The sequence below is a fragment of the Mesorhizobium sp. ESP7-2 genome (genome assembly GCF_020164715.1).
In the GTDB taxonomy this organism is placed as follows: Bacteria; Pseudomonadota; Alphaproteobacteria; order Rhizobiales; family Rhizobiaceae; genus Mesorhizobium.
Genome location: NZ_JAIUGQ010000003.1, coordinates 195,969 through 216,789 on the forward strand (window position 1 = coordinate 195,969; position 20,821 = coordinate 216,789).

At 62.9% G+C, this 20,821-nt stretch carries 33 protein-coding genes; 6 read left to right on the plus strand and 27 right to left on the minus strand.

Going from position 1 to position 20,821, the window contains the following annotated elements:
• Nucleotides 1–6: 6 nt before the first annotated feature.
• From LB543_RS05005 to LB543_RS05015, 3 genes are read right to left on the minus strand one after another with little or no spacing between them, the layout of a single operon-like run.
• The gene (locus tag LB543_RS05005) at nt 7–699 is read right to left on the minus strand and encodes a hypothetical protein (RefSeq protein ID WP_224613258.1); all 693 of its coding nucleotides are present in this window, start codon (nt 697–699) and stop codon (nt 7–9) included.
• A gap of 1 nt (nt 700) precedes the next feature.
• On the minus strand, nt 701–1,837 hold the full coding sequence (locus LB543_RS05010; protein WP_224613259.1) for a hypothetical protein: 1,137 nt from the start codon (nt 1,835–1,837) through the stop codon (nt 701–703).
• A 49-nt stretch (nt 1,838–1,886) separates the two neighbouring features.
• Entirely contained in the window at nt 1,887–2,960 is a 1,074-nt protein-coding gene (locus LB543_RS05015; protein ID WP_224613260.1) for a glycosyltransferase, read from the minus strand.
• Nucleotides 2,961–3,074: 114 nt separating this feature from the next.
• Between LB543_RS05015 and LB543_RS05020 the strand changes: the two genes are divergently transcribed.
• Entirely contained in the window at nt 3,075–4,139 is a 1,065-nt protein-coding gene (locus LB543_RS05020) for a hypothetical protein (protein WP_224613261.1), read from the plus strand.
• On the opposite strand, the gene LB543_RS05025 is transcribed toward LB543_RS05020, so the two are convergent.
• The 4 genes from LB543_RS05025 to LB543_RS05045 all read right to left on the minus strand — a co-directional run bounded on the left by LB543_RS05025 (nt 4,102) and on the right by LB543_RS05045 (nt 8,039).
• Entirely contained in the window at nt 4,102–6,414 is a 2,313-nt protein-coding gene (locus LB543_RS05025; RefSeq protein ID WP_318012950.1) for a glycosyl hydrolase family 28-related protein, read from the minus strand. The two genes, LB543_RS05020 and LB543_RS05025, sit on opposite strands and share 38 nt — an antisense overlap.
• Nucleotides 6,415–6,588: 174 nt before the next feature.
• Nucleotides 6,589–6,843: a hypothetical protein gene (locus LB543_RS05035; RefSeq protein ID WP_224613262.1), complete on the minus strand. Its 255-nt coding sequence runs from the start codon at nt 6,841–6,843 to the stop codon at nt 6,589–6,591.
• 132 nt (nt 6,844–6,975) lie between these two features.
• Complete coding sequence (locus tag LB543_RS05040; protein ID WP_224613263.1) at nt 6,976–7,281, minus strand: Gp49 family protein; 306 nt, start codon at nt 7,279–7,281, stop codon at nt 6,976–6,978.
• A 320-nt stretch (nt 7,282–7,601) separates the two neighbouring features.
• Nucleotides 7,602–8,039 carry a hypothetical protein gene (locus LB543_RS05045; protein WP_224613264.1) on the minus strand — a complete coding sequence of 146 codons (438 nt, stop codon included), beginning with the start codon at nt 8,037–8,039 and terminating at the stop codon, nt 7,602–7,604.
• A 186-nt stretch (nt 8,040–8,225) separates the two neighbouring features.
• On the opposite strand from LB543_RS05045, the gene LB543_RS05050 reads away from it, so the two are divergent.
• The 5 genes from LB543_RS05050 to LB543_RS05070 all read left to right on the plus strand — a co-directional run bounded on the left by LB543_RS05050 (nt 8,226) and on the right by LB543_RS05070 (nt 9,775).
• On the plus strand, nt 8,226–8,459 hold the full coding sequence (locus tag LB543_RS05050) for a hypothetical protein (RefSeq protein ID WP_224613265.1): 234 nt from the start codon (nt 8,226–8,228) through the stop codon (nt 8,457–8,459).
• A 5-nt stretch (nt 8,460–8,464) separates the two neighbouring features.
• Nucleotides 8,465–8,794, plus strand: a complete 330-nt coding sequence (locus tag LB543_RS05055; RefSeq protein ID WP_224613266.1) for a hypothetical protein — start codon at nt 8,465–8,467, stop codon at nt 8,792–8,794.
• A gap of 64 nt (nt 8,795–8,858) precedes the next feature.
• Nucleotides 8,859–9,125 (plus strand): hypothetical protein, encoded by a 267-nt coding sequence (locus LB543_RS05060; protein WP_224613267.1) that lies wholly within the window; start codon nt 8,859–8,861, stop codon nt 9,123–9,125.
• 69 nt (nt 9,126–9,194) lie between these two features.
• Nucleotides 9,195–9,482: a hypothetical protein gene (locus LB543_RS05065; RefSeq protein ID WP_224613268.1), complete on the plus strand. Its 288-nt coding sequence runs from the start codon at nt 9,195–9,197 to the stop codon at nt 9,480–9,482.
• The gene (locus LB543_RS05070) at nt 9,482–9,775 is read left to right on the plus strand and encodes a hypothetical protein (protein WP_224613269.1); all 294 of its coding nucleotides are present in this window, start codon (nt 9,482–9,484) and stop codon (nt 9,773–9,775) included. The genes LB543_RS05065 and LB543_RS05070 overlap by 1 nt, the downstream gene beginning before the upstream one ends.
• A 260-nt stretch (nt 9,776–10,035) precedes the next feature.
• On the opposite strand, the gene LB543_RS34045 is transcribed toward LB543_RS05070, so the two are convergent.
• The 20 genes from LB543_RS34045 to LB543_RS05170 form a co-directional block, all read right to left on the minus strand.
• Nucleotides 10,036–12,129, minus strand: a complete 2,094-nt coding sequence (locus tag LB543_RS34045) for an AAA family ATPase (RefSeq protein WP_318012952.1) — start codon at nt 12,127–12,129, stop codon at nt 10,036–10,038.
• Nucleotides 12,126–12,716 (minus strand): hypothetical protein, encoded by a 591-nt coding sequence (locus LB543_RS05080; RefSeq protein ID WP_224613270.1) that lies wholly within the window; start codon nt 12,714–12,716, stop codon nt 12,126–12,128. Before LB543_RS05080 ends, LB543_RS34045 begins: the two co-directional genes overlap by 4 nt.
• 33 nt (nt 12,717–12,749) lie before the next feature.
• A complete protein-coding gene (locus LB543_RS05085; protein WP_224613271.1) occupies nt 12,750–13,007 on the minus strand; it encodes a helix-turn-helix domain-containing protein in 258 nt (85 codons plus the stop codon).
• Nucleotides 13,008–13,011: 4 nt separating this feature from the next.
• On the minus strand, nt 13,012–13,233 hold the full coding sequence (locus LB543_RS05090; RefSeq protein WP_224613272.1) for a hypothetical protein: 222 nt from the start codon (nt 13,231–13,233) through the stop codon (nt 13,012–13,014).
• Entirely contained in the window at nt 13,230–13,373 is a 144-nt protein-coding gene (locus LB543_RS05095; protein WP_224613273.1) for a hypothetical protein, read from the minus strand. The genes LB543_RS05090 and LB543_RS05095 overlap by 4 nt, the downstream gene beginning before the upstream one ends.
• A 109-nt stretch (nt 13,374–13,482) precedes the next feature.
• Nucleotides 13,483–13,632 (minus strand): hypothetical protein, encoded by a 150-nt coding sequence (locus LB543_RS05100; RefSeq protein WP_224613274.1) that lies wholly within the window; start codon nt 13,630–13,632, stop codon nt 13,483–13,485.
• A complete protein-coding gene (locus LB543_RS05105) occupies nt 13,629–13,970 on the minus strand; it encodes a hypothetical protein (protein ID WP_224613275.1) in 342 nt (113 codons plus the stop codon). Before LB543_RS05105 ends, LB543_RS05100 begins: the two co-directional genes overlap by 4 nt.
• 11 nt (nt 13,971–13,981) lie before the next feature.
• Nucleotides 13,982–14,185 carry a hypothetical protein gene (locus LB543_RS05110; protein ID WP_224613276.1) on the minus strand — a complete coding sequence of 68 codons (204 nt, stop codon included), beginning with the start codon at nt 14,183–14,185 and terminating at the stop codon, nt 13,982–13,984.
• A gap of 43 nt (nt 14,186–14,228) precedes the next feature.
• A complete protein-coding gene (locus LB543_RS05115; RefSeq protein WP_224613277.1) occupies nt 14,229–14,435 on the minus strand; it encodes a hypothetical protein in 207 nt (68 codons plus the stop codon).
• Nucleotides 14,432–14,647 carry a hypothetical protein gene (locus LB543_RS05120; RefSeq protein ID WP_224613278.1) on the minus strand — a complete coding sequence of 72 codons (216 nt, stop codon included), beginning with the start codon at nt 14,645–14,647 and terminating at the stop codon, nt 14,432–14,434. Before LB543_RS05120 ends, LB543_RS05115 begins: the two co-directional genes overlap by 4 nt.
• Nucleotides 14,648–14,734: 87 nt before the next feature.
• The gene (locus tag LB543_RS05125) at nt 14,735–17,038 is read right to left on the minus strand and encodes a hypothetical protein (protein WP_224613279.1); all 2,304 of its coding nucleotides are present in this window, start codon (nt 17,036–17,038) and stop codon (nt 14,735–14,737) included.
• Entirely contained in the window at nt 16,966–17,526 is a 561-nt protein-coding gene (locus LB543_RS05130; protein WP_224613280.1) for an SAM-dependent methyltransferase, read from the minus strand. The genes LB543_RS05125 and LB543_RS05130 overlap by 73 nt, the downstream gene beginning before the upstream one ends.
• On the minus strand, nt 17,523–17,828 hold the full coding sequence (locus LB543_RS05135) for a hypothetical protein (RefSeq protein ID WP_224613281.1): 306 nt from the start codon (nt 17,826–17,828) through the stop codon (nt 17,523–17,525). Before LB543_RS05135 ends, LB543_RS05130 begins: the two co-directional genes overlap by 4 nt.
• Nucleotides 17,825–19,021, minus strand: coding sequence for a DNA cytosine methyltransferase (locus LB543_RS05140; protein ID WP_224613282.1), 1,197 nt, complete (start codon nt 19,019–19,021; stop codon nt 17,825–17,827). Before LB543_RS05140 ends, LB543_RS05135 begins: the two co-directional genes overlap by 4 nt.
• Nucleotides 19,018–19,329 (minus strand): hypothetical protein, encoded by a 312-nt coding sequence (locus LB543_RS05145; protein WP_224613283.1) that lies wholly within the window; start codon nt 19,327–19,329, stop codon nt 19,018–19,020. Before LB543_RS05145 ends, LB543_RS05140 begins: the two co-directional genes overlap by 4 nt.
• Nucleotides 19,326–19,655 (minus strand): hypothetical protein, encoded by a 330-nt coding sequence (locus LB543_RS05150; protein ID WP_224613284.1) that lies wholly within the window; start codon nt 19,653–19,655, stop codon nt 19,326–19,328. Before LB543_RS05150 ends, LB543_RS05145 begins: the two co-directional genes overlap by 4 nt.
• Nucleotides 19,652–19,888, minus strand: a complete 237-nt coding sequence (locus LB543_RS05155; RefSeq protein WP_224613285.1) for a hypothetical protein — start codon at nt 19,886–19,888, stop codon at nt 19,652–19,654. Before LB543_RS05155 ends, LB543_RS05150 begins: the two co-directional genes overlap by 4 nt.
• On the minus strand, nt 19,885–20,157 hold the full coding sequence (locus tag LB543_RS05160; protein ID WP_224613286.1) for a DUF2312 domain-containing protein: 273 nt from the start codon (nt 20,155–20,157) through the stop codon (nt 19,885–19,887). Before LB543_RS05160 ends, LB543_RS05155 begins: the two co-directional genes overlap by 4 nt.
• On the minus strand, nt 20,154–20,468 hold the full coding sequence (locus LB543_RS05165) for a hypothetical protein (protein WP_224613287.1): 315 nt from the start codon (nt 20,466–20,468) through the stop codon (nt 20,154–20,156). Before LB543_RS05165 ends, LB543_RS05160 begins: the two co-directional genes overlap by 4 nt.
• A complete protein-coding gene (locus tag LB543_RS05170) occupies nt 20,465–20,776 on the minus strand; it encodes a hypothetical protein (RefSeq protein WP_224613288.1) in 312 nt (103 codons plus the stop codon). Before LB543_RS05170 ends, LB543_RS05165 begins: the two co-directional genes overlap by 4 nt.
• Between the last annotated feature and the right edge of the window lie 45 nt (nt 20,777–20,821).

Genomic DNA, 20,821 nt, shown 5'->3' on the forward strand with positions numbered 1-20,821 from the left:
ATTTTCCTACCTGAATGCCGCGGCGACGATCGGCCCGGTGAAGACAGATCCTGCCCCGCCGACCCTAGTGATGCTGACGGCGTGATTTAGCTCGCTCGTCGCCACATTGAGCGACGCGCCCACTGACTGAATGTTGCCGCTGATGGTGCTGGCGTAGTCTTCGGTCGCACCGCCCACGGAGTAGCTGGAGGCGTCCGAATACAGCGTGCCGGCAAGCAGAAGTATCCCCTGCCCCGATACGTTTATCGTGCCGCTGTAGGGGTTGACCGCACTTGCGTATGTTGAAATCGCGCCGCCGGGTGTGCTGGAAACAACGCCAATGGCGCGATATGTCGCTATCCACGGAGTTGTTCCCGACGAGAACGTGAGCGTCACATTCGCTGTCGTCCCGGTCGGGACCAATGCCGAGATGATGGCAACCCCGACGCCAAGCGAGCCGACGGCGCCCTTATTCTGCGCGTGGATGTCCGCCGCGACGCCGCCTATCGTCGCTGAATTGAGCGTCGCCGCTGGCGAACTCGATTTGAGCCAGTGGACGATCATGTAGACGCGGCGGTTTGCTGCCGCTGCTCCGATCGACACACCCGAGACGGAACAATTTCCGCCGGAATTGAACGAAATTGATGTGAAGCCGATGTAGCTCACGGTCGCCGGATTAATGGTGGTGGCGAGCAACGCCTGTTGCGCAACGTTAGCCACGTCAGGTCAGCCCCGTGCCGGAGATGATCCATTCCGTGCTTGTAAGCTTCAGCGCCGTCGCGATGCCGTTGGCCGCAAGCGTGCGGCTGCCGGTCGTGCCCGCGCCGGCCAGACGCATCGTGTCGCTCGTGATGGCGATCGTGATGACGCCCGCGCCATTCTGGTTGACGAAGGTAATGGCCGTGCCGACCGGATACGCCACGCTGGCGTTCGCCGGGATCGTCCATGTGCGCGCCGTCGTATCGGCCGATGGGTGGAAGATGTGCTGGCCGGCGTCGCCGATAACCAGCGTGTAGTCGGCACTTTTGGAATTCTGAGGGATTGTCGTCGGACCTGTCGGACCCGTTGCGCCGGTGACGCCGGTCGGTCCCGTTGCGCCGGTGACGCCGGTAGCACCGGTTGCGCCGACACCGCCGGTTACGCCCGTCGGGCCGGTTGCGCCGGTAACGCCGGTCGGTCCCGTTGCGCCTGTCAGACCGGTTGGGCCGGTCGCGCCGGCACCGCCGGTGACGCCGGTCGGCCCCGTTACGCCCGTGGCGCCGGCTACGCCAGCGCCGGTTGGACCCGTAGCGCCGGTCGCGCCCGTCGGGCCGGTGAAGACGCCGAGATCGATCCACGCGGATCCGCTCCAGACGTAGAGATGGTTGTCGGCAATGACCTTGTAGGCGTCGCCGGCCGTCGCACCGCCCGGCAGCGCGCCGACGGTGGCAACCGTGCCCTTGATGTTGATGCTCGCCCCTGATGGGCCTGTGGCGCCGGTGACGCCCGTCGGTCCCGTGGGTCCTGTCGGCCCCGTGACGCCCGCACCTGTCGGTCCCGTCGGGCCGGTCGGACCCGTGGGGCCGGCGACAAACGATGCGGCGCCTGTCGGGCCGGTTGGACCCGTGGCGCCGGTTGGCCCCGTGGCGCCAAGCTTGGCCGTGACTTCCGGTGCGAGACTGAGCAGCGTGACCTTGCCGTTCGGCAGCGCGCCATCGGCGCGGCGAACGTCCTTGATGGCGTTGGCGAGTTCAGTCGTGGATTCGGCCACGTTGGCGAAGTCGTTGTCGACCTGTGCGGCCGGTAGCGGCGAGGCCGGATCGGTGGCCTGGAAACCCGAGTAACTGAAACCGGGCACGAATGGATTCGGATCGCTCATGCGGATTACGCCCGATTTGTTGATCGACGTAATCTACACAATCAACAGTTCAGCGTCTAGTAAGGCAGCCCTCATACCAACCGCCGCTGAAAAGATGCGTCAGCCGCTCGAAATAGCGCTCGTATTTGGCACCGACGACGTCGAGCGAATAGTTGCTGACGGCGTGATCGCGGATGGTCTGCGGATCCAGCGTGGGGGCGTTCTCGACGCCCCGCCGGAACTCGCCGAACGTGCAGCAGCGGAACCCGGTGACGCCGTCAATCACGGTTTCCGTCATGGCGCCCCAATCGGTCGACAACACGGGCGTTCCGCACGCCATGGCTTCGACAGCGACGTTTCCGAACGGTTCGACGTAGATCGTCGGCACGAAGACCGCCCGAGCTCCGGCCATCAGCCTGCCGCGTTCCTCCGGGCCGACGACGCCGGCATATTCGCCATAGCCGGTGTGCGCGCCCGGCCCGGCCAGAATCAGCCGCACGCCCATGTCTTCGCAAACGTCCTGGGCGATCTTGTAGCCTTTGCGGTCGATCAGCCGGCCGACATAGAGGCAGTAATCGTCCTTGTCGTCGCTGAACGGGAACTTTTCCGGCTCGAGGTAGCCCGGAATGACCGTGTCGAACCAGCGGCCATCCGCCGCGCAGGGGTCGCCGCCGCTCGCCGCGCCGTAGTGCATGTGCCGCCAGGCGTGGCTTTCGAAGACGCGGAACTGCGCGAACGTGCCGCCGTAGCCGACGCCGAACTCGACCGTCAGCATGTCGGGCAGCGCGTCGGCGATCGGCTTGTGCGCCAGCCCGCCGATGACGCAGACGAAATCCGTCTTTTCGGCCCGTTGCCGGATGGCGGCGGCGGCGTTGCCGTTGAACATCCGCCAAGCCGGAGACGCGATGTCCCATGCCGGCGCAGTGTAGTGCCCTACCCCGACATGGGCGGCGCGCGTGGCCTCGTCGATGCAGACGATGTGTTCGTCGCACGGCGCGGTGTTCTGCTCGCCGGCGTAGAGAAAAACCGTGTGCCCGCGGCCTTTCATCATCCGGCAGAAATTAGCGACCTTATTTGTAAAAGCACAAGAACTGAAGGCGTCGGTGACGTGCGTGTGCGGCAAGCCGATTACGTGAAAGCGCATTTTGGTCGTCCTTGTTGATCGACGTAATCTACAGGATCGGCACGAAGCCGTCACGCTGAAGTTGAAGCGCTCCGCGCTGCTGTGCTAAAGCCGACAGGATCAAAGGGGCGACCAATGAACAATGGGTATTGGGAGGGCATCGAACCGCCGATGCTAGTCGGGGTGATTTCCAACACGAGCGCAACCACGGCCCTTTGCTTTGACGGTTTGTCTGGGCTTGATCCGAAAATCACCTTCCGGTTCATCGACCCGTATAAGCGCGACGCATCCGCGATGGACGACTGCGACGTTCTTATTTTCGTGAGGCATCTGTTCATGCCCGCGTACAAGGAGGCGTTCGAACAGGCCCAAATCAGAGGCAAGCCGGTCTATCTTCTGATTGACGACAACTTCGTTACTCTCGCCGGAGAGAAGCAGGCCAATCCCGTCGACAACGAAATATTCAGGCCCTACGCCCAGCCAATATTCAAGGAAACGCTGGCAAAGATTGATGGCATCTTATCCGCCTCACGGGCGTTGACGGAGTTCTTTCGGCCCTATCACCCTACAATCCTGCCCTTTAGCGCGGTATCCGACCGGACGATCACCCCGATCCGTTCTGCTCCTACTGATGATCTTCGCGTCGGTTTCTTTGGCGGTGCGTTCCGTGCCGAAGCATTCAAGGACGATGTACTGCCGGCGCTCAAGAGCATTGCCGAGAGATGGCCTGTCACACTATTCGCCGCGCCGCATGTCGAAAAGATCCGTGAGCAGATCGATTGTGACGGGCTCCGACTTGTCACCGTTCCTTTCCACCACGATTTTCGGGAATTCATCGCCGAATGGCAAGCGCTTGAACTTCATGCCGCCGTGCATCCGAAGGGAAACAGCCAAAACGTAAAATACAAGACCGCCAACGCGGTTTTAGTTTCGCACTACCTTGGCGCGGTTCCGGTCCTTCCAGACGAGGCGGCTTATGCCGGGCTTGGCGAAACCGACGGAGTGTTGAAAATTGGCGGCGCTCGCAATTTATCAAAAGTCATGGCGAGGATCGAGACTGCGTCTCAACGGGATTTACTCTTGGCCGGACTGGCGCGCTTTTGCGAGACGGCTTTCGATCCAACGGCCAACATGGAAACGGTCCGAAGACTGCGGCGCGATTTCAGTCCAGTATCTCAATTTCAAGTCCGTTACAGGTGATGTCGCCGGCGCTCGCCGTGCCGTTCTGCCCCTGGAACTTCGCGACGATCGCGCCGCTGGTCGCCTCAGTTGCGGTGCCGCTAGCTACCTGAATACTGGTTGTGAGTGATCGGCGAATGTAAGACTCGGCCGAAGCTCCGGTTATGTCTATTTCGGCGCTTACCTCCCACCCGGTCGCGTTCAACGTCCCAGTCCAGCCTCCCATATTGGTCGAGCCGAAGAACAGCCGCCCGGTCTTGGTATTGGCGTTGGCGGCGGTCGTGCCCCACGCCCGCACACGAACGCGCTGGCCGACCTGAAGCGCCGCAGCGGGAATGCTGTAGGTCATCAGGTCTTCAGCCGTCGTCACCGCAGTCGTTGATGCGGGCGTGTTGTTGAGCGACACTGCGGGCGACGTGACGCCATTGATCAGCCGCTGGCCTGTCGCGGCAACGCCGGCCGAACCAATGACGTTCTTCCCGAACAGTTTGACGTCCGTAAACGAGCAAGCGTTAAGCTGGACTTCCTTGTTGCTGCCGGCGATCTGGTTGTTGTTTTCTGAACAAAGCCCGGAGATGCGCACCTTCTTCGCACCGGTGTCGACCAGCAGGCCATCGTTGTTCATATAGGCGATGAGAGCGCCATTCACGCTGATGTCGGTTGCCGTGGCCCGCAAGCGCATACCAGCCCCGGTGCTGCTGCGGTCCCGGCCGTTCGTGGCGTTGATGTTGGACATCAGCCATGTTCGGCCGTTGATATCATAGCCGGCGCCGGTCGGCTGATCCATGCCACAGTTAGTGATGTAGACGTAGGCCGGGATAAGCGTGTCCGTTCCGACCTGAGCAAGTACCCCAGTCGTTGGGAAACCGATGATCACGTTGTCGATGAAAACGCCCTGACAATCGCCAGCCATGGAGACGCCGATAGCCTGCCCGTCAAGCGACGCGGCGTTGATGTTGTTGAGCAGGACGCTGACCGCACGGGTCAGCGAGAACAACTGGCTGACCGCCCATGTCGCCGCGCCCGTACCTTGCTGGTTGAAGTTGCTGACGTTCACATTGAAGATGTAGTGACTGTCGTCAACGCCCCGGAACAACCATGTCGCCGCGCCGCGCTGGTGAATGTCGTCGATATTGATCCAGCCTGTCTGACTGCCCGAGCCGCCAGTGAAGATGACCGCGTAGGACAGGTCGCCCGTAAAGATTAGGCCGCTCAATGACGTGAAGTAGGGCGCAGTCTCACGAATACAGGTGATGCCTGTCTTGCTGTTGGCTGCGAAGTGAATGCCCTTGACCGAGAACGGGATCGGCGATGCGGCAGAGATCACCGCCCCGGTGATGTCGATCATGACGAGGCTGTTGGCTGTCGGGATGAACTTGCACTCCCCGACACCGCGCCAACCGCCGCCGTTGGCGCGGTTGATCGCCTGACCGCCGTAAAGGTATGTGCCTGGAGGGAATATCAATTCGCCGCCGACCGACGCTCGATACGTCTCGGCCAAAGCTATAGCCGCGCTATCGTCGGTTGTGCCGTCGCCGGTTGCGCCAAAGTCCTTGACGCTGATGATCTCCCGCGCCTTGGTCTGCCAGGTCCGCGTTACCGCACTGGTGCCGGCTTGCAGAAAACCGGCCCATGCCGGGTCGGCGCCCGCGCCGTTGGTCTGGAGCAGATAGCCGGCCGTTGACGCGGCCAGCCTTGCGGCCGTGGTGGCGTTGCGGAACAGAACGTCGCCGCGCGTCGTGAGCACGGTGTTGACGGTGTCGGGTCCGGTCGCGCCGGTCGGTCCCGTGATGCCAGTCGGCCCTGTGGCCCCGGTGATGCCGGTCGGTCCCGTGACGCCCGTCGCGCCGACGCCCGTCGGGCCTGTTGGACCCGTGACACCGGTCGGCCCCGTGGCGCCGACCGCACCGTTGCTGCCGTTCGTTCCCGCCGGACCAGTTGCGCCCGTCGCTCCGGCCGCGCCCGCGACGCCAGACGGCCCCGTGGCGCCGGTCAGGCCCGTCGGGCCGGTCGCACCGACGCCTGTAGGCCCGGTCGGCCCCGTGGGGCCAGTTGGGCCGTCGCCGCGCAGCAGCGCCAGCACGTCGGGCGACAGGCTATCGACCGTGACCTTCGCATTCGGCAGCGCGCCGTCAGACCGCCGCACGTCGGCCAGCGCGTCGATCGTTTCGTCGATGCTGGTGACGAGATTCTGGAGATCGTTGTCAAGCTGGGTGCCCGGGAACGGGAAATCCTGCTGTTCCTGCTGAAAGCCGGTGTAGCTGTAGTCGATGACGGGTTTGTCGGGATTCGCCACGGCGTCGGCCTCGTTGATTTTGTAGATCGACTATAATCAACAACCGGCCCATACGCAAACCGCCGGAAGCGAGGAACTTCCGGCGGTCAGAAGGCGACGACCAAGTGCGCCTGGGGTGCAGCAAGTCGGGGAGGACGATCTGCACGCTGATTTACGTTGATCGCGCGTTGATTGTCAAGCGATCTGGTCAACACCGGGCGATTTGGCCGTGAAATCGGCCACTTCAAACGGGCCGCGGCAATGCCGCTCCGCAAAATGTGTCGCCGCAGTCTTCGAACACCATTTTTCGGCGTCTTCGGGCTTGCTGGTCCACGAATAGGGCCGCCAGCCATACGCTTCAGCGCCGATTCGAGCCAATTTCGACATTTTCAGCCACATTTTGCCGTGAAAACGGATGCCGTAGGCGGCGAGCGGGGAGAAAGTGATCACGGCGGACTACCAGTTCAGGCCGCGGCCGATGGCGTCGGCAATCGCTTCGCTGATGAGCCAGGCAGCCAGTGCCGCGCCGACGATGATGCCAAGAATGATTCCGATGACGAGCCACATGGCGTCGGCCTTCCCTCAGATCGTGGCCGCGAGCTTCGACCGCAGCAGATAGCCCTCGAGCGCCCAAATCTTGTTCCGGGCGTTGTCGCGGGCGATCTTCCGGCCGAGCCCGGCGTCGAAGTTCGCGGGACTGACCGCTGCGCTCTCGCCGACGACCTGGAACCCGTTGCGCAGCGTAAGCGCGCAGACGGTCAGAGTGGTTCCGGGAAAGACATGGAAGGCTTCGTTGACGATCTGCTCGTCGATCAGGGCGGGCGTGAGCCGCGGGGCGTTGAGGTTCTTGGCCTGGATCTCGGCTTCGACTTCGCTTTCGTTGCGCATGAAAATCTTCCTCTGCGGGGTTATGCGATTTGTTGATCATACGTTGACCGATCAACAAACGCAACAGCCGGTGCGGTCGATACGGACAGGACGTCCGAAATGGTTTTTGGGCTGAAAATTTGGAGCAGCGTCCGCCGGGCTCTCGGCCCGCGCGTTCGGAGTGTGCCGGGGGCCGGCCCCTGCCCCGCGCCACCCTCGATCCAGGGCGCTGCCACGTCGACGAGGCCGCTCCGAGCGCGCCAACTGCAATACTTATACTGTTGTTTCGCCAATGCTATCAACGAGTTATCGTGCGCCGATGGTAGCGTCTTGCAAGCTTGCTAGTCAAAAGCGCCTGTTTTGGGCTGCTCGACCGGCTCGACGTCGACGATCGGCTTCGCTCTCGCCGACGCTTCCCGGCGCAGGCGATCGATGGCGGTTTGGAGCTCGTCGCCGGTCATCTCGCTTGCATCCTTGCCGGCGCCGGCCTCGCCTGGCGCGTAGACGCGGTCCAGGACGATCTTTGACGCCACCATTTTGCTGCCCCATGGGACGACAGGATCGGTTAGCGCCGTCTCGAGCGTGTTGATCGCCAGCGGCAACAGGTCATTGTGCAACCTAGCAAGCTGCAGGGCGCGGATCTCGGCCTGTACCGCCGGTCGGCGTAGCATCTCATGCGCCCGAGACAGCGGCTGCTTGGCGCCGACCTTGGCGGCCGCATAGCCGGCATCGCCGGTCGCGGCCATGGCGGCCGAAAAGCCGATTTCCTTCCTCGTCATTCTACCGTTTTTGAGAGGCATACGAATTAACCATTTTTGAGTTAAGCGCCCAAACACATACGCGCCGTATCTACTTCGAACAATAGCGCCCTTTTCGCACGATGTCGATTTTGTTGATTTTGCGTGTTGACAGCTTGTCGATCGAAGCGCAATATTCCGACATACAGAGAAAACGGAGTAACGGAAATGACCGCAGAAGAACGCATTGCCGCCGCGCTGGCAAAGCCCTTCACGCATACCGTGATAACGACCTATGCCGACGGCACGCAGAAGCGCCACGACACGCGCAGCGCTGCAGCCGCCGAAAACTGGGCAATCGGCGAGGAACGCAAAATCGGTCGCGACTTGATCGACCGTGCGACGGGAAAAACCGTTCGTGTCGTTTCCGTCGACGTCGAACCAATCACCAAACCGGAGTAACGACCATGCTTCTCAATGACCCTCGCTTCATCGGCTCCAAAGCATTCTTCGAATTGGCCTGCGCAGCGTCTCGCGCTCATTCTGCCCTCGCTGCCGAATCTCTCGCAGCCTTCGGCGACCATGGCGCACAGATCAGCGGCTGCGTCCGCGACCACTTTCCCGAGAATGTGAAAAACGAGCTTCGTTACTGGGCTCGCGAAGTGTCGCGCCTTTCCGATCTGGCGCACAAGAACCGCCCGACGCGCACCCATCGCTCGACGATCATTCGTCTCGGTCGCGAAGTCGCGACCCGCAACGGCTCCGGCTTCTACGGACCTCAGCCCATTCGCGCCTGAACCGTTGATTTCAGCCACCCGCACCACACGACACAACCGACAAACCATCGAAAAGGATACGACCATGACCACCTACCAGGGCTGGAAAAACTACGAGACGTGGAACATTTCGTTGTGGATCAGCAACGACTACGGCATCTACACCGCAATGCGCGCCGCGCGCCCGTTCACGCCGCAGACCGCAGAAACCTTCTGTCGCGAAGTCTTCCCGCATGGAACGCCGGATATGGCTATCGGCCAGCACGGCGAGACGCTTTCGCAGACCGCCGCCCGCGAGTGCCTGAACCTGGTCGACTGGCAAGAGATAGCCGACGACTTCAACGCGGAATAGCACGCCGGCGCCGTTGATTCTGTCGACGGCGCCCGATCAACCGACAAACACGCACCGGAGAAAACGACCATGACAACCGCTCAAACGCTTCCCGTCATCTTCCGCAAGTTCAGGGGCGAGCTTTGCGCCTATTTCCCGACCGAGACGTGGGACGATCGCGGAACGATCACTTGCTATGCCCCCGTCGGCCAGCATGGCGGCGCTAACCGCTCCTGGCTGCAGCGAGGCCGTCTTGCGAAGCCGGACGAATACGCGAGCCTGCTGATCGAACTGCGCGGTATCTACGAAAGCCACGACGCGGACCATATCGACCTGAAAGTCTACAAGCGCGCACCGCGCGCAAAGGCGGTGCGGTGATGGCCTGGCATTGGACCGACGCACAGGCGTCCGCAACAATCGAGCACGATGACTATGCAATCCGCCCTGCACCCTACGCCAAGGGCAAGATGATCATCAAAGGCAAGCCGAACGGCACCGGGTTCAAAACTCGCGCTGACCGCCTTGCCGAAGCGAAAGGCATTGGCGGCAAGTACGTTCACCGTAGCGGAGGCTACACCGTCTCTGTCGCCGCAGCGAAACGCTTCGCCAAACTCTACGCCGACGGATGGGACGCAAGTTCGTTCAGCGGCGAGATGGAGGCACCGCAATGATCGCCGCCGGGATTGTCGTCGGCCTCTTCCTGCTCGCGCTGCTGGCTTTGCCTGTTCGTTGCGGCCGCATCGCCGCCTTTCTGTATGACAGAATAAAGCCGCCCCCGTAGAAGTTGCGTTCGGCCCTTCATTCGACTTGGAATGTCGGGCATTGGGTCCATGGGTCCAACTATAGAGTGTTGGACCCATGGACCCATTCATTGCCTTTTCGGCGGACCCATTTGGACCCATTTGGACCCATTCACTTAACACATTGATTTCTAATCGAAAATGTTCGGACCCATTGCCGGACCTATCTGGACCGAAGTCGATTTCCACCGTCCGCGTGACAATCTGTCCATTAAGCCCTTTGCGGCAAGCTTTTTGATCATCACGCGCACCGCATTGTCGGACATATCGTCCGCCCGGCTGCTGAAATAATCGACCAGTTCCGCAACCGAAACGCCGCCCGCCGCATCGGCAGACAATGCCGACAAGACCTCAACGGCCTTCAATACGTCTGCCTCCTTCGGGGTCGCCACCCCGACCGAAACGCCCGCACCTTTAACCAGCTTCACGGTACACGACGTGATCGGATCGCCGTCAGCGTCGACGCCAAGCGTTCGGACCTCGAGCGTAAAACCCGTCGACCAGGATCCGTCCATCTCGCGTTGCTTCGTTACTTCGATCGAACCGGCGGCGATCTCGATTTCAGTATCGGTCGCAGCGCGCAACAGCGAATGGCCGCGGGCACCCTGCGCGGCGTTCTTTCCCGAGTGATGCACGACGAGCAGATGGGCCGACGTATGGGCGCGCAACGCGTCGAAATGGTTGACGATGTAGCCCATGTCGACCGACGAGTTTTCATCACCGCCGGCCATGGCGCGCGACAGCGTATCCACCACGATCAGCAGCACCGGCACGCCTAAAGCCTGAATGGCCGACACCAAGGGCTTCAGGTCCGCGTCAGGGCGCCGTAGATCGACGCTGGAGGGCAGCAGCAGGAATTGAACGTCCTCGCCGCGGTACTTGTCGCGCAGCGCCCTGACACGACGCCTGGCGCCCCTGCCGCCTTCCGCCGCGACGTAGATCACGCAGCCCTTGACCGTCTTCCTGCCGTCGTATGGCAGCCCGGCGGCGATGTGATAGGCGATGTCCATTGCGACGAAGGTTTTGCCGACGTTGGATGGGCCGTAGAGCACCGTCATCGCGCCTTGATCCAGTATGCCCTTGATCAGCGCGGCGCGCGTGTCGTTCAGCGCCGCGTCGGCTGCATCGCTGAAGCGTTCGAACTCGAACTTGCGTTTCGGCGTGGCCGGTTCGATCTGGAAGATGCCGGCCTCGTCGGCGACGGCCTCAAACCACTTCGACGAAATCGCAGCACCGGAAAAATCCTGGTTGGAATGCTGCGTCGCCAGTTCGAAGATCCAGTTCGCGCCGCGCCGGAACGGCGGTTTCATCCGGTTCCAATCGGCCTCGACGACGTCGGGATCATTGTCGCCGTCGGTCCAGCGCGCGCACCAGTCCTGATAGATCGCCAAGCCATCGGCCGGGGTGTCGATCGTCGCGGCCTTGATCGCGTAGCCGAAGTCACGATACGCCTCGCGCGTCGGGAACAGCGCCGATGTGTTGGGCGTGGCCGCGACGGCCTGTCGGATCAGTTCCAGATCGGCCTTCAGCGTCGATTGCTCGACATCGGTCGGCGCGCCTTCCTGGACAATGGCCGATGCCGCGGGCAAGCGGGCGCTGCACGCATCAAGGAAAGCGCGGACCACTTCCGGTGCGAAGTAGGGCAGATCGGCCGCTGCGGGCGTGCCCTGCGGCCAGCGATATGGCTTCTGCGTGCTCGGGTGGATACCGTGCGTGACGAACTGGCGGCCTTCGCTCAATACCTCGACGCGATCGCGGAGCCGGCCCTTGGCGTCACGCTCGCCGAACTCGATCCGGCAATAGCGAAACTCGGGATCCGTGCGCAGCGGGAAACCCCACTTCGGATCGCGACCGATGCGCGGGCTGTAGACCAGGCCGAAGAACCGTTCGGCTTCTTCCTTGACGATGCGGGCGTGCTCGATCTGCGATGTGTCGCAGTCCACGAAGATCAGACCGCGACCGGTCTTCACGCCGACACCGGCGCCCATGTCGTGCCACCGCAGCAGATCGGCTTCGGTCGATTCGTGGTTGACGAAGTCGAAGCCGCTCCACGTCCCGTCGCCCCATTTGATGCCCGGTGCCTTGCCACGGGCGTCGTCGCCGGCGGCAATGCGCTTGTGGAACGATGATCGTTCGGAGACTGTGCAGCCGGGCGGCGTGATCGGCGCGAGCCTGGTGTAGCCGAGCGCCCACAGGCGCAGGAAATGATTTTCGCTCATGATCATAGGAACGCATTCTTTGTGGGCCCAGCGACCCGGATGAATTTGTGCTTGCGGAAAGACCCGATCATCTCGGCGCCGAGCGCCAGCATCTCGGCATGGGTGCGCGTCTTGCTGGCTGTCTTGCGTGACGTCATTCTGCCCTTGACGATGTAAGTTCGTTCCGGCTGCGTCAGACCGACATACTGCCAGTTGTCCGCCTTGTAGATCGCGCCAGTGTGCCCGCGCCATTGGTCGGCGTAGGTGACAAGGCACGGCCAGCGAAGCGGATCGATCAGCTTGCGCGACCGGGCGAGCAGGAACGTGGCGGCGTTCTTCGGCACGTCGGGCGCAATGACCAAACGCGACAGGGCCAGCACCTTCGTCCAATCGAATAGGAAGCTCGCTTTGGCCGCCGATTTGGTTGGCGGGATCCACCAGGCAACGCCAAGGCAACAGGCCGGGTCGGCGGCGTTGAACAGGCCGTGAAGGTACGTGGCCGTATTCGAGGCGCCAGCCGCGTAGTGATGCGCCTCGACGAGTGCTCGAGCCGTAGCGATGTCGACCGATTTGACAAGCCACTCGGATTTGATCAGGCGTGGCTCGTCAGCCAATGTCGTCCCCTTGGTCGTCGGAAGTGGAGCCGGCTATTTAGCCCCGTTTGTTGATTGTTGTCCATCGTCGCGGTCTACACAATCAACACCGCGCGCAACGGGACGCCACACCAGTTCAAGACCCAGCACGGCGCCCAGGTCGCGTAGCGTGCTGACGCGCGTCGAGTGATGACCGTGTTTCAGATCGGTCAGCGTCTTGCGGTCGTAGCCGGCGCGGGCGGCAAGCTCGACGGCGCTGATATGCTGCGCCTTCATCGTGTCGAGCAGATGCTGCGTGATGGCGTCAGTCACAACGTCACGTCTTTTTGCAGGGGTAGACGACCATTAGAGGTTCAATCGGCCCAATGATCCTGTGACCGACATCGGCTTCTCTCAGCGCGCTTCGCAGGAGGTTTTCGCACTCTCGCGCTACGGTCGTGTAGATGTCAGCAGCCGTAGCTTTCTGGTCGAACGAATGTGGCCAGTCGATTTCCAGAGTGACTTTTATTCTTCCTGTGGTCGTCATCTTGTCGGTCATGGCCGTTCTCCGCACAGCAGAAGCGCGTCCATCGCGTAGCCGCAGTTGCGGGCGTATTCGTGGTTGTCGCGCGACCCGTGGCCGGTGCTGGTGCAGCCGGCGGCCAGCACGGCGAGTAGCAGAAGCGTGATCGTCTTCATCGGTCGTCTCCCATGAGTTTGGTCCAGAAATCATCGTCGGGCAGGACGGCATCGAGGATGCCCAACGCGGCGATGCAGATCAGCGCGCAACTGACGCAGAACAGGGCCATCACAGCGCACCCCACTGATCTTCACGGTCTAGGAAGTCATCCGTGTCGGGCAGCGGCTCGGGACGGACGTGACTGCTCCACAGCGCCCACGCCATCAGCGCGACGGGCGGGACCAGTGCAATGGCGGTGATCAGCAAGATCTTGATCATAGCTTCGCCTCCGTGGCTTCCTTGCGAGCGATCTGCGCCAGAGCGTTCAGCATCGTCTTCCACGCTGCGCGCGGCACCACGACGATCTCTGCCCGGTACGACATGGCGCGTTCGTTGAACGGCGCTTCGGTCTGAGAAAGCGCCCGCGCCACGACTTCCTTCTTCATCATCTCGTAAGCCATGTCGTGGGCGAGGCGGTCAGTGACGATGCGGCTCTCCGTCGATTCATCGAGTGTCGACAATTCCAGGAAGGTCAGGAGCATTTGAGCGCCGAGAATGGTCGCTTCCTGCGAGGCTTCCAGTGCGGTCTTCGCTGGCTGGTTGAACGTCATGAACATGGTCGTCTCCCTCAATCGAAATAGGCGAAGCGGGCGGCGTCATCGCCGCGCCGGCAGAACAGATCGACGGGCTCGAGCGCTTCGCGCTGCGCGGCCCGGAAGGCCATGAACTTCTTCGCCAGGGCCTTGATCGTTTTGGGTCGCTGGATGAACTCGTGGCCCAGGTAGCGAACGCTGCGCTTGTGCGGTGTCGCGTTGAAGGTGACTGATCGCATTGTCGTTCTCCGTTGATTGTCCAGATTCTACAAAATCAACAACTCAGTCAAAAGCATTGCCGACGGGCTGCGTGACGATCGGCTCCGGCGGGAACGCCAGATCCACCGCGGCTTGCACTGTCGGCGCCGTGAAGGGGAACACCGCGCCGTCAGGTGCGTAAATTTCCAAGGTCACGGGCTCGCCCGGCGACATGGCGTAGACGGCGATGCCAAGTGTCGGGAAGCGCTCTCTGACATCGTCGAGCGTCATTCGAACGCACTCTGCGTCACTTCATCGGCAGGATCGAGAGCGGCCGTCAGAATATCGACGGCCATCTCCGACTTCGGCTTGCCGTGCCGGGCGGCTGTGGTCTTCAGCGCGTCGTGCAGATCGGCGGGCACGCGCACCGCCAGCATCTCGGTCGGCTTGCCGTACTTCGGTTTCGCGCCGGTGCGGTGGCCCGGCTTGTGCTTCGATCCCATGCGTATTTCCTCGTTCAAATTCTTTGTATGTCGGAATTGTCGGACTGTCAATCAACAATCGACAAACGGCCAACAATTCTCGCGCGGCTAATCCTTCCGATATCTCTTTCCGCGCCAGCCGCCGGCCGTCAGCGGCAGCCCGGCGGCCCACGGCGGAAGTTCGCAGATCAGCTTTTCGAACGTCTTCAGATCACCCCAGCCGCGCGGCACTTCAGCAATGATCTCGTCGTAGACATGGCCAATGATCGGATAGCCGGCCGCTTCGGCTTTGCGCATACCGTTGACCAACAGATCGCGTTCCATCGCCATGGCGTCGTTCTCGGCAAAGAGCCCGCCATAGAGATGCGACCGCTCCCATTTCTTCGTCACGCTGTTGACGCCAAGCGCCGAGATGGAAGGCGACGTCGCGCCGTCGATCTTCACAGTGCCGCGCAGCGCCTTCTTTTCGGCGATCTCGCGATCCATCACTTCGGCATCGGACCATGTCAGGTCGGCCAGCAGTTCCCTCGCCCACACCTGGTCGCGCAGCTTAGGCGAGCCGTAGGCGATGCATCGGCCCGACGGCAGCCGGCACCACAGGAAGCCGCGCTTGACCAGATAGGAACACTTCAGCGCCGAGACGACAGTGCCGGGGTTCTGGATGGCTTCACGCACGGCTGCCTCGCGCAGCCGCCAGCCGGCAGCAATGGCCGGGTTCGTGGCTCGCCAGCCGACCTTGATAATCTCGCACGCCAGCCACGCTTCGCGCGACAACACGTCGGTCTTCTCGCGCCCGCGCTTCAGGTTGCTCTCGTAGCGCTTGACGGCTTTCTCGCGGCGTTCCTCGTCGGCAGTCTCCCACACCGGCCCGTATAGCGGATCCAGTTTCACACCATAGCCCTTTGACATGGAGTGGAACGCGGCGACACCACCGCCGAATCCGAGCGCGAGCTCGCTCACCTTGCCGACGGCCTGACGCGCCCAATGTTTCTTCGTCACCGTCTCGACGGGCAGATTCAGGATGCCCGCAGCAGTGCGACGATACATGTCGGGCAACGACGGATCGGTGATGATCTCGTGCATCGCCTGCACCTTCCAGTCCTCGCCCGCGGTCCACGCCGCAAGGGCGCCCTGCACGCCGCTGTAATCGGCTTGCATCAGATCATTGCCGGGCGCCGCCCAAACGAAGCCGCGCACCGCATCGGAGATCAGATGCAGCGGACGCCCTAGCTTCTCTCCGTAGAGTAGCTTCAGCAGATCGGGATCTTCCGACCGGAACGCCTCAAACAGCGCTTCGCGGTCCAGATGCGCGTCGTCGAACTCGCGGCGGGGCCGCGGCATGTTCGCGAACCCAACGCCGACAGAGGACCAGCGCCCCGGCCCCGCCCCGTACATGAGAAATGCGCCGCGCACGCGGCCATCGACCGATGCCCGGTCAAGCATGGCCTGCAGCTTTGACACCGACGTCTTGGCCGCTTCCTGGCGGATCTCAATCGCGCGCCGCACATGCGCAGGCAGATCGTCCAGTTCCAGCAATTCCTCGATCTCGGCCTTCGCCGCCGATCCCATGGCTACGCCTTGCGACCGCACCCATTCGACCAGCTTGCCCGGCTGCGAGCACGCCGGCACATAGCCGCCGGTCACGAGCCGCATTTCGCGATCGAGCAGCTTTTTGGCTTTGTCTGCCAGTCGCAGCGCGGCAACCGCCGATCGACGATCGATGCGGATGCCGCGTGAATTGATCGTTTGGTCGAGCGTGTAGATTTCCTGTTCTTCGTCGGACAGCCGGACCAGGCGGTTGAACGCCTCGCTCTCCGTTTCGACGTCGCGCCGGCAATACGCCATGAACAGCGCGAAGTCGTCGGGGTGATCCTCCGGCTCATTCCAGTACAGCCCGTCGGGGTCTTCGCCCTTCTTCGGCCGGCGCGGGATTGAGAATTTGCGGATCAGCCGCGTCCCGTCCTTGTCCTTGGTGACAGCGAGGCCGAGCGCATCGCCTACGCCATCCAGGCTGCGGGGCAGTGACATGGCTGCCGCTTCGATCGCGGTGCATTTGTAGGCGGCCACGGCGGGCCGTGGCCAGCCGCAACGCCTGGCGAGTTCGTCGAAGCATTGCCGCTCAAACGAAGCGTTGAACGCGCGGATGAAGCCGCCGCTTTCAATATGGGCGCGAAGATCGGGCGGGCAAGGCTGCGTGTAGATCCATTCGCGTAGCGGCCCGCCGTCGATCGAATAGGCCGCCAGCAGCGCCTTGAAGTGCGGCGACGCGAAATAGGGGCCGGCACCACACTTGCGCAGATCAACGTCGGAACGGGTTTCAAAATCGATACGACATTCGGTCATGCGAACGCACCCATGTTTGGCTTGCGGAGCGGGACCGGCGGCAGCCCGCGCGGAACGGCCGAGTCCCACGCAAACCAGGTGCAGTCCATCGTCGGCGCACCGCCGCCGGTGAAATCGAGCCGCCACGTCAGCGGCATCGTCAGCCGTGGCGGCTCGCGATCGAGCAGATCGGCGCGGGCGTTGGCATTCCAGAACGACGCTTTCAACAGCACGGCAAAGAAGGACGGTTGCTGCGCCAGTGCGTGTTCGATGAAGCGCGCCGCCAGCTTGAACGGCGGATTGGTGATGACGTTCTTCGCCAGTGACGGCCCCGACAGATAGTCGACGCCGCCCTGCCCGTAGCCGCGATAGACGAGATCGGTCGCGATGACGTCGTAGCCGTTCATCTGCAGCACGCGCGCCATGGCGCCGTCACCACAAGCCGGCTCGTGGATGACATGGCCGATGTACGGCCACGCGACTTGAATCAGCGCCAGCGTGGCTTCAGGCGGCGTCGGGTAGAAATCGTCGGCGCGGCGGTTGCCTGCGCCGCCAGCGAGAGCGACGCCAAGGTTCATTTGTGGTTCCGCCTGCGTTTCATCGACTGCCACGTCGGTTTGTCAGCGCCGGTGCCGCGCCCGTTGATGGTGCCGCCGTCGTGCCGGCGGGTCTGCGATGCCGGCGGTTTCTGCGGCGTCACCGTGACCAGTATCTCGCCGTTGAAGACGAACCAGACGCCGCCGATCTCGACGTGCGCGACCTTCAGCGCCGCGTAGGGCGCGGCCAACACCGCCAGCTTGCGGCGGAAGTCTTCCATGTCGATGCCGTGGGCGCGCTCCAGCCACCGCACCAGTGCGTGATCGGTGATCTTGACGGTCATGCGAACGCTCCCGTCAGTCGAAGGCGTTCGGCGTCGAGGGTCTCGCGGAGCGCGGCGATGACTTCGACCGCGGCCTCCGGTACGATCGCATTGCCTCCAACGCGCCAGAGATCCACTCGTCCGGGAAGCCCATCAACCAGAAGGCGAAGACCGGGTTTGGCGCGCCGCGCTTTGCCGTCGTGGCAGATGATCCATTCGGCGTCGGACCAGTAGGTTCCGTTTCGACCGTGATCATCTGGCCGAGCGTCAGCCCGAAACCGTTGTTCCCGTACTTCTCCGCGTATTTCTGTCGCCGCTCCGGCAGGCGCGGAACGTCCGACGTCCCGAAGGCTCCCGCCTCCGCTGTCGGCCACATTGCTTGCGGTTCCTGCATCATCTGACGAGGCAATTGATCGACCCGGTTCCGATCGCCCGCCGTCGTCGCCATGCCCGGGCTGTCCTTCCAATCCCGCGCGCTCGGCGTCACCCAGGGTGACGCTTGATGCATCTGCGCCGGCAACGGCTGGCCTCCCGCCGTGAACGACTGGTTCGGGCCGCCCTTCTCCCCGTCCGATGCGCGAGGCGTCGACCAGGTCGGCGCCTCCGCTTCCCGCATCAGCCCCGAAAGAAGCATCTCGCCCTTGCGGTCGCCGCTCCGTGACGATTGACCGCCCGTCGCGTTCGCCACCGATGGCGTCGGCCACTGCACACCAGTAAAGCCGGTTCCGTTGGTGTGGCGCGTCGACGGCGCAAGCCGGAAAATCGCGTGCCCGGCTGGCGTAGTCTTCCGCCGCCAGATCAGCGCGAACTCCGTCGAACCAACCGTAGCCAGCCGCGCCGCTAACCTGTTCTCCCACAAGGACAACAGGTCCGTCTCCGGCAGCACGGGCGGCGCGGATAAGTCGAAGTAGGTCCGGCCACAGATGCCTTGGATCATCTGTTCCGGCGCCTTTGCCCGCCGCGCTGAACGGCTGGCAGGGGCAGGAAGCGGACCAGATCGGCCGATCGTCGTGCCATCCGGCGCGGCGGGCCGCGACGCTCCAGAGCCCACCGCCTGCGAACCAGTGATATTGGGTGTAGCCTCTGATGTCATCGAACTGGACTTCCTTGATTGAGCGGGTGTCGACGACGCCGGGCGCGATCACGCCGTCGTCGATCTGTTGCTGGAGGATGGCCGCAGCCGCGGCGTCGTATTCGTTGTAATATGCGGTCATTGGCGATCAACAGAATCAACAACACCGCCGAGCAAACGCTGCTGCGTGTCGCCGGCCAACAGCTTCGCGCCGGCAACGTCGGGCGAGCACAGCCGCCCGAGCCCGTCTTTCGCCAGCGGGCCGGACCAGGACATGAAATCAAGCCGTAGCTTGGCCTTGGTCGTGGCGCCGTCGGCCATGATGCGGACGAAACCCCCGCCGATTTTGGCGTACAGAAACCCGTCCCTGACGTAGATCGGCACCTGTTTGTAGACGCCGTTTTCGACGAGCACGGCGGCCTCGCCTTCGACTTCCTGAAAGAAGCTCATGACAGCGAAAACTCCTTCTTCGCCGGAACCAGGGCGCCGCTCTCGATCATCTGCGCGGTCGCGAGATTTTCCTTTGCCCGGTCGAGAGTGTTCGCCGCGTGCTGCATCTGCCGCTGCTTGCGGATGATGTAGCTTTTCAGCGCCAGTTCCTTGGTAGGGTAGGCGTAGCGCCGGCCGTTCGGGTCTTTCAGAACGAACCGATCAAAGGCGCCGTAGTTGTCGAACACGACGCATTTTGCGGTGTGCCGCGCGACAGGCAATTCCTGGCAGAACGGCGCTTCGCCTGCCGTCCATGGATCGTCGTAGCGATACCAAATTTCGTTCATTCGAAGGCGCTCCCGGTTGGGGCAGCCGCAGCGGCCACCCACAGTTGACCCGATGCGCCCGGCACGATGCCGAGCGCCTTTTGCAATGCGAGATCGGGCGTGGCGGCCATCTCGACGCGCCACGCCTTGCCGCCGTCATCGCTGACGCTGGCCTGGTAGCCCGTCGAGATCGGATAGACCGACACGCGCAACCGTTCGTTGGCGCGTGCCCGCAGCATGTCGTCGATGGTCACGAGAAACACCCGAGCGCCGAGCCATAGAGATCGCGCAGGGCTTCGCGCTCGTCGCGTTCGGCCTTGTCGAGCTTCCGCAGCTTGACCATCTCGTTGAAGGTGCGGAGATCAAATCCGGCGGATTTTACCTCCTTGTGCAGTTCCTTCGTGTCGTCGCTGATCGCCTGCTTGTCCTCGTCGAGCCGTTCCCGGCGCTCGATCAGCGCGCGTAGCTGACCGGCGGCGACGGTCTGCGCGTTGTCGCCGCCCTTGATGTCGGGGCCGCTCATGAGAGTGCCCCGAAACGCGAGTAAGCATCGGCCTCGCTCAGACCGCGCATCATCAGCCCGGCGGCCTTCGTCTCCTGCGCGGCGAATTCCTTGGCGACGGCAGCGGCACGAGCCGCGCGCTTTCGCTCGCCTCGCGTCTTGCCGTCGGGGTAGACGCGCGGTTCGGTCGCGTGGACGCGAAAGCCGCGTCCACCGGTCATCAGATACATGCGCTGCGCGCGGGCCAGCATTTCGTTGCCGTCACGGGCGGGCATACCGAGACGGGTTTCCCGCTCGGCGGCGTTGCCAAGGATCTTGCCGAAGATGCTCATGGCAGGCGATCCCGAACGGCCGCATTGGCGTCCTCGATCCGGTCGCAGATGCGGTGGATAGTGGCCGCGATGTCGTCGACCGCGCCGAACACGCCAGCGTTGGCCGGAGCGTCCTTGCCGTTCGACTGGACGGGTTGCGAAGGCCAACCGCCGGTCAGCGTCATCGCGTTGTTGGCCGTCCCGTCTGCTGCCCGGTCCAGCCGGCTCAATGCGTTTTCGAGCCGGCCGAGAAATGTGGCCTTCGACACTTCGCTGCCGTAGCTCGCAGGGCCGTTCGCTCCGGTAGGGGAATTTCCGAATGAACTCATGATCGTCTTCCTTGTGTTGTGCGGCGGCCACCATTGACCGCCGCG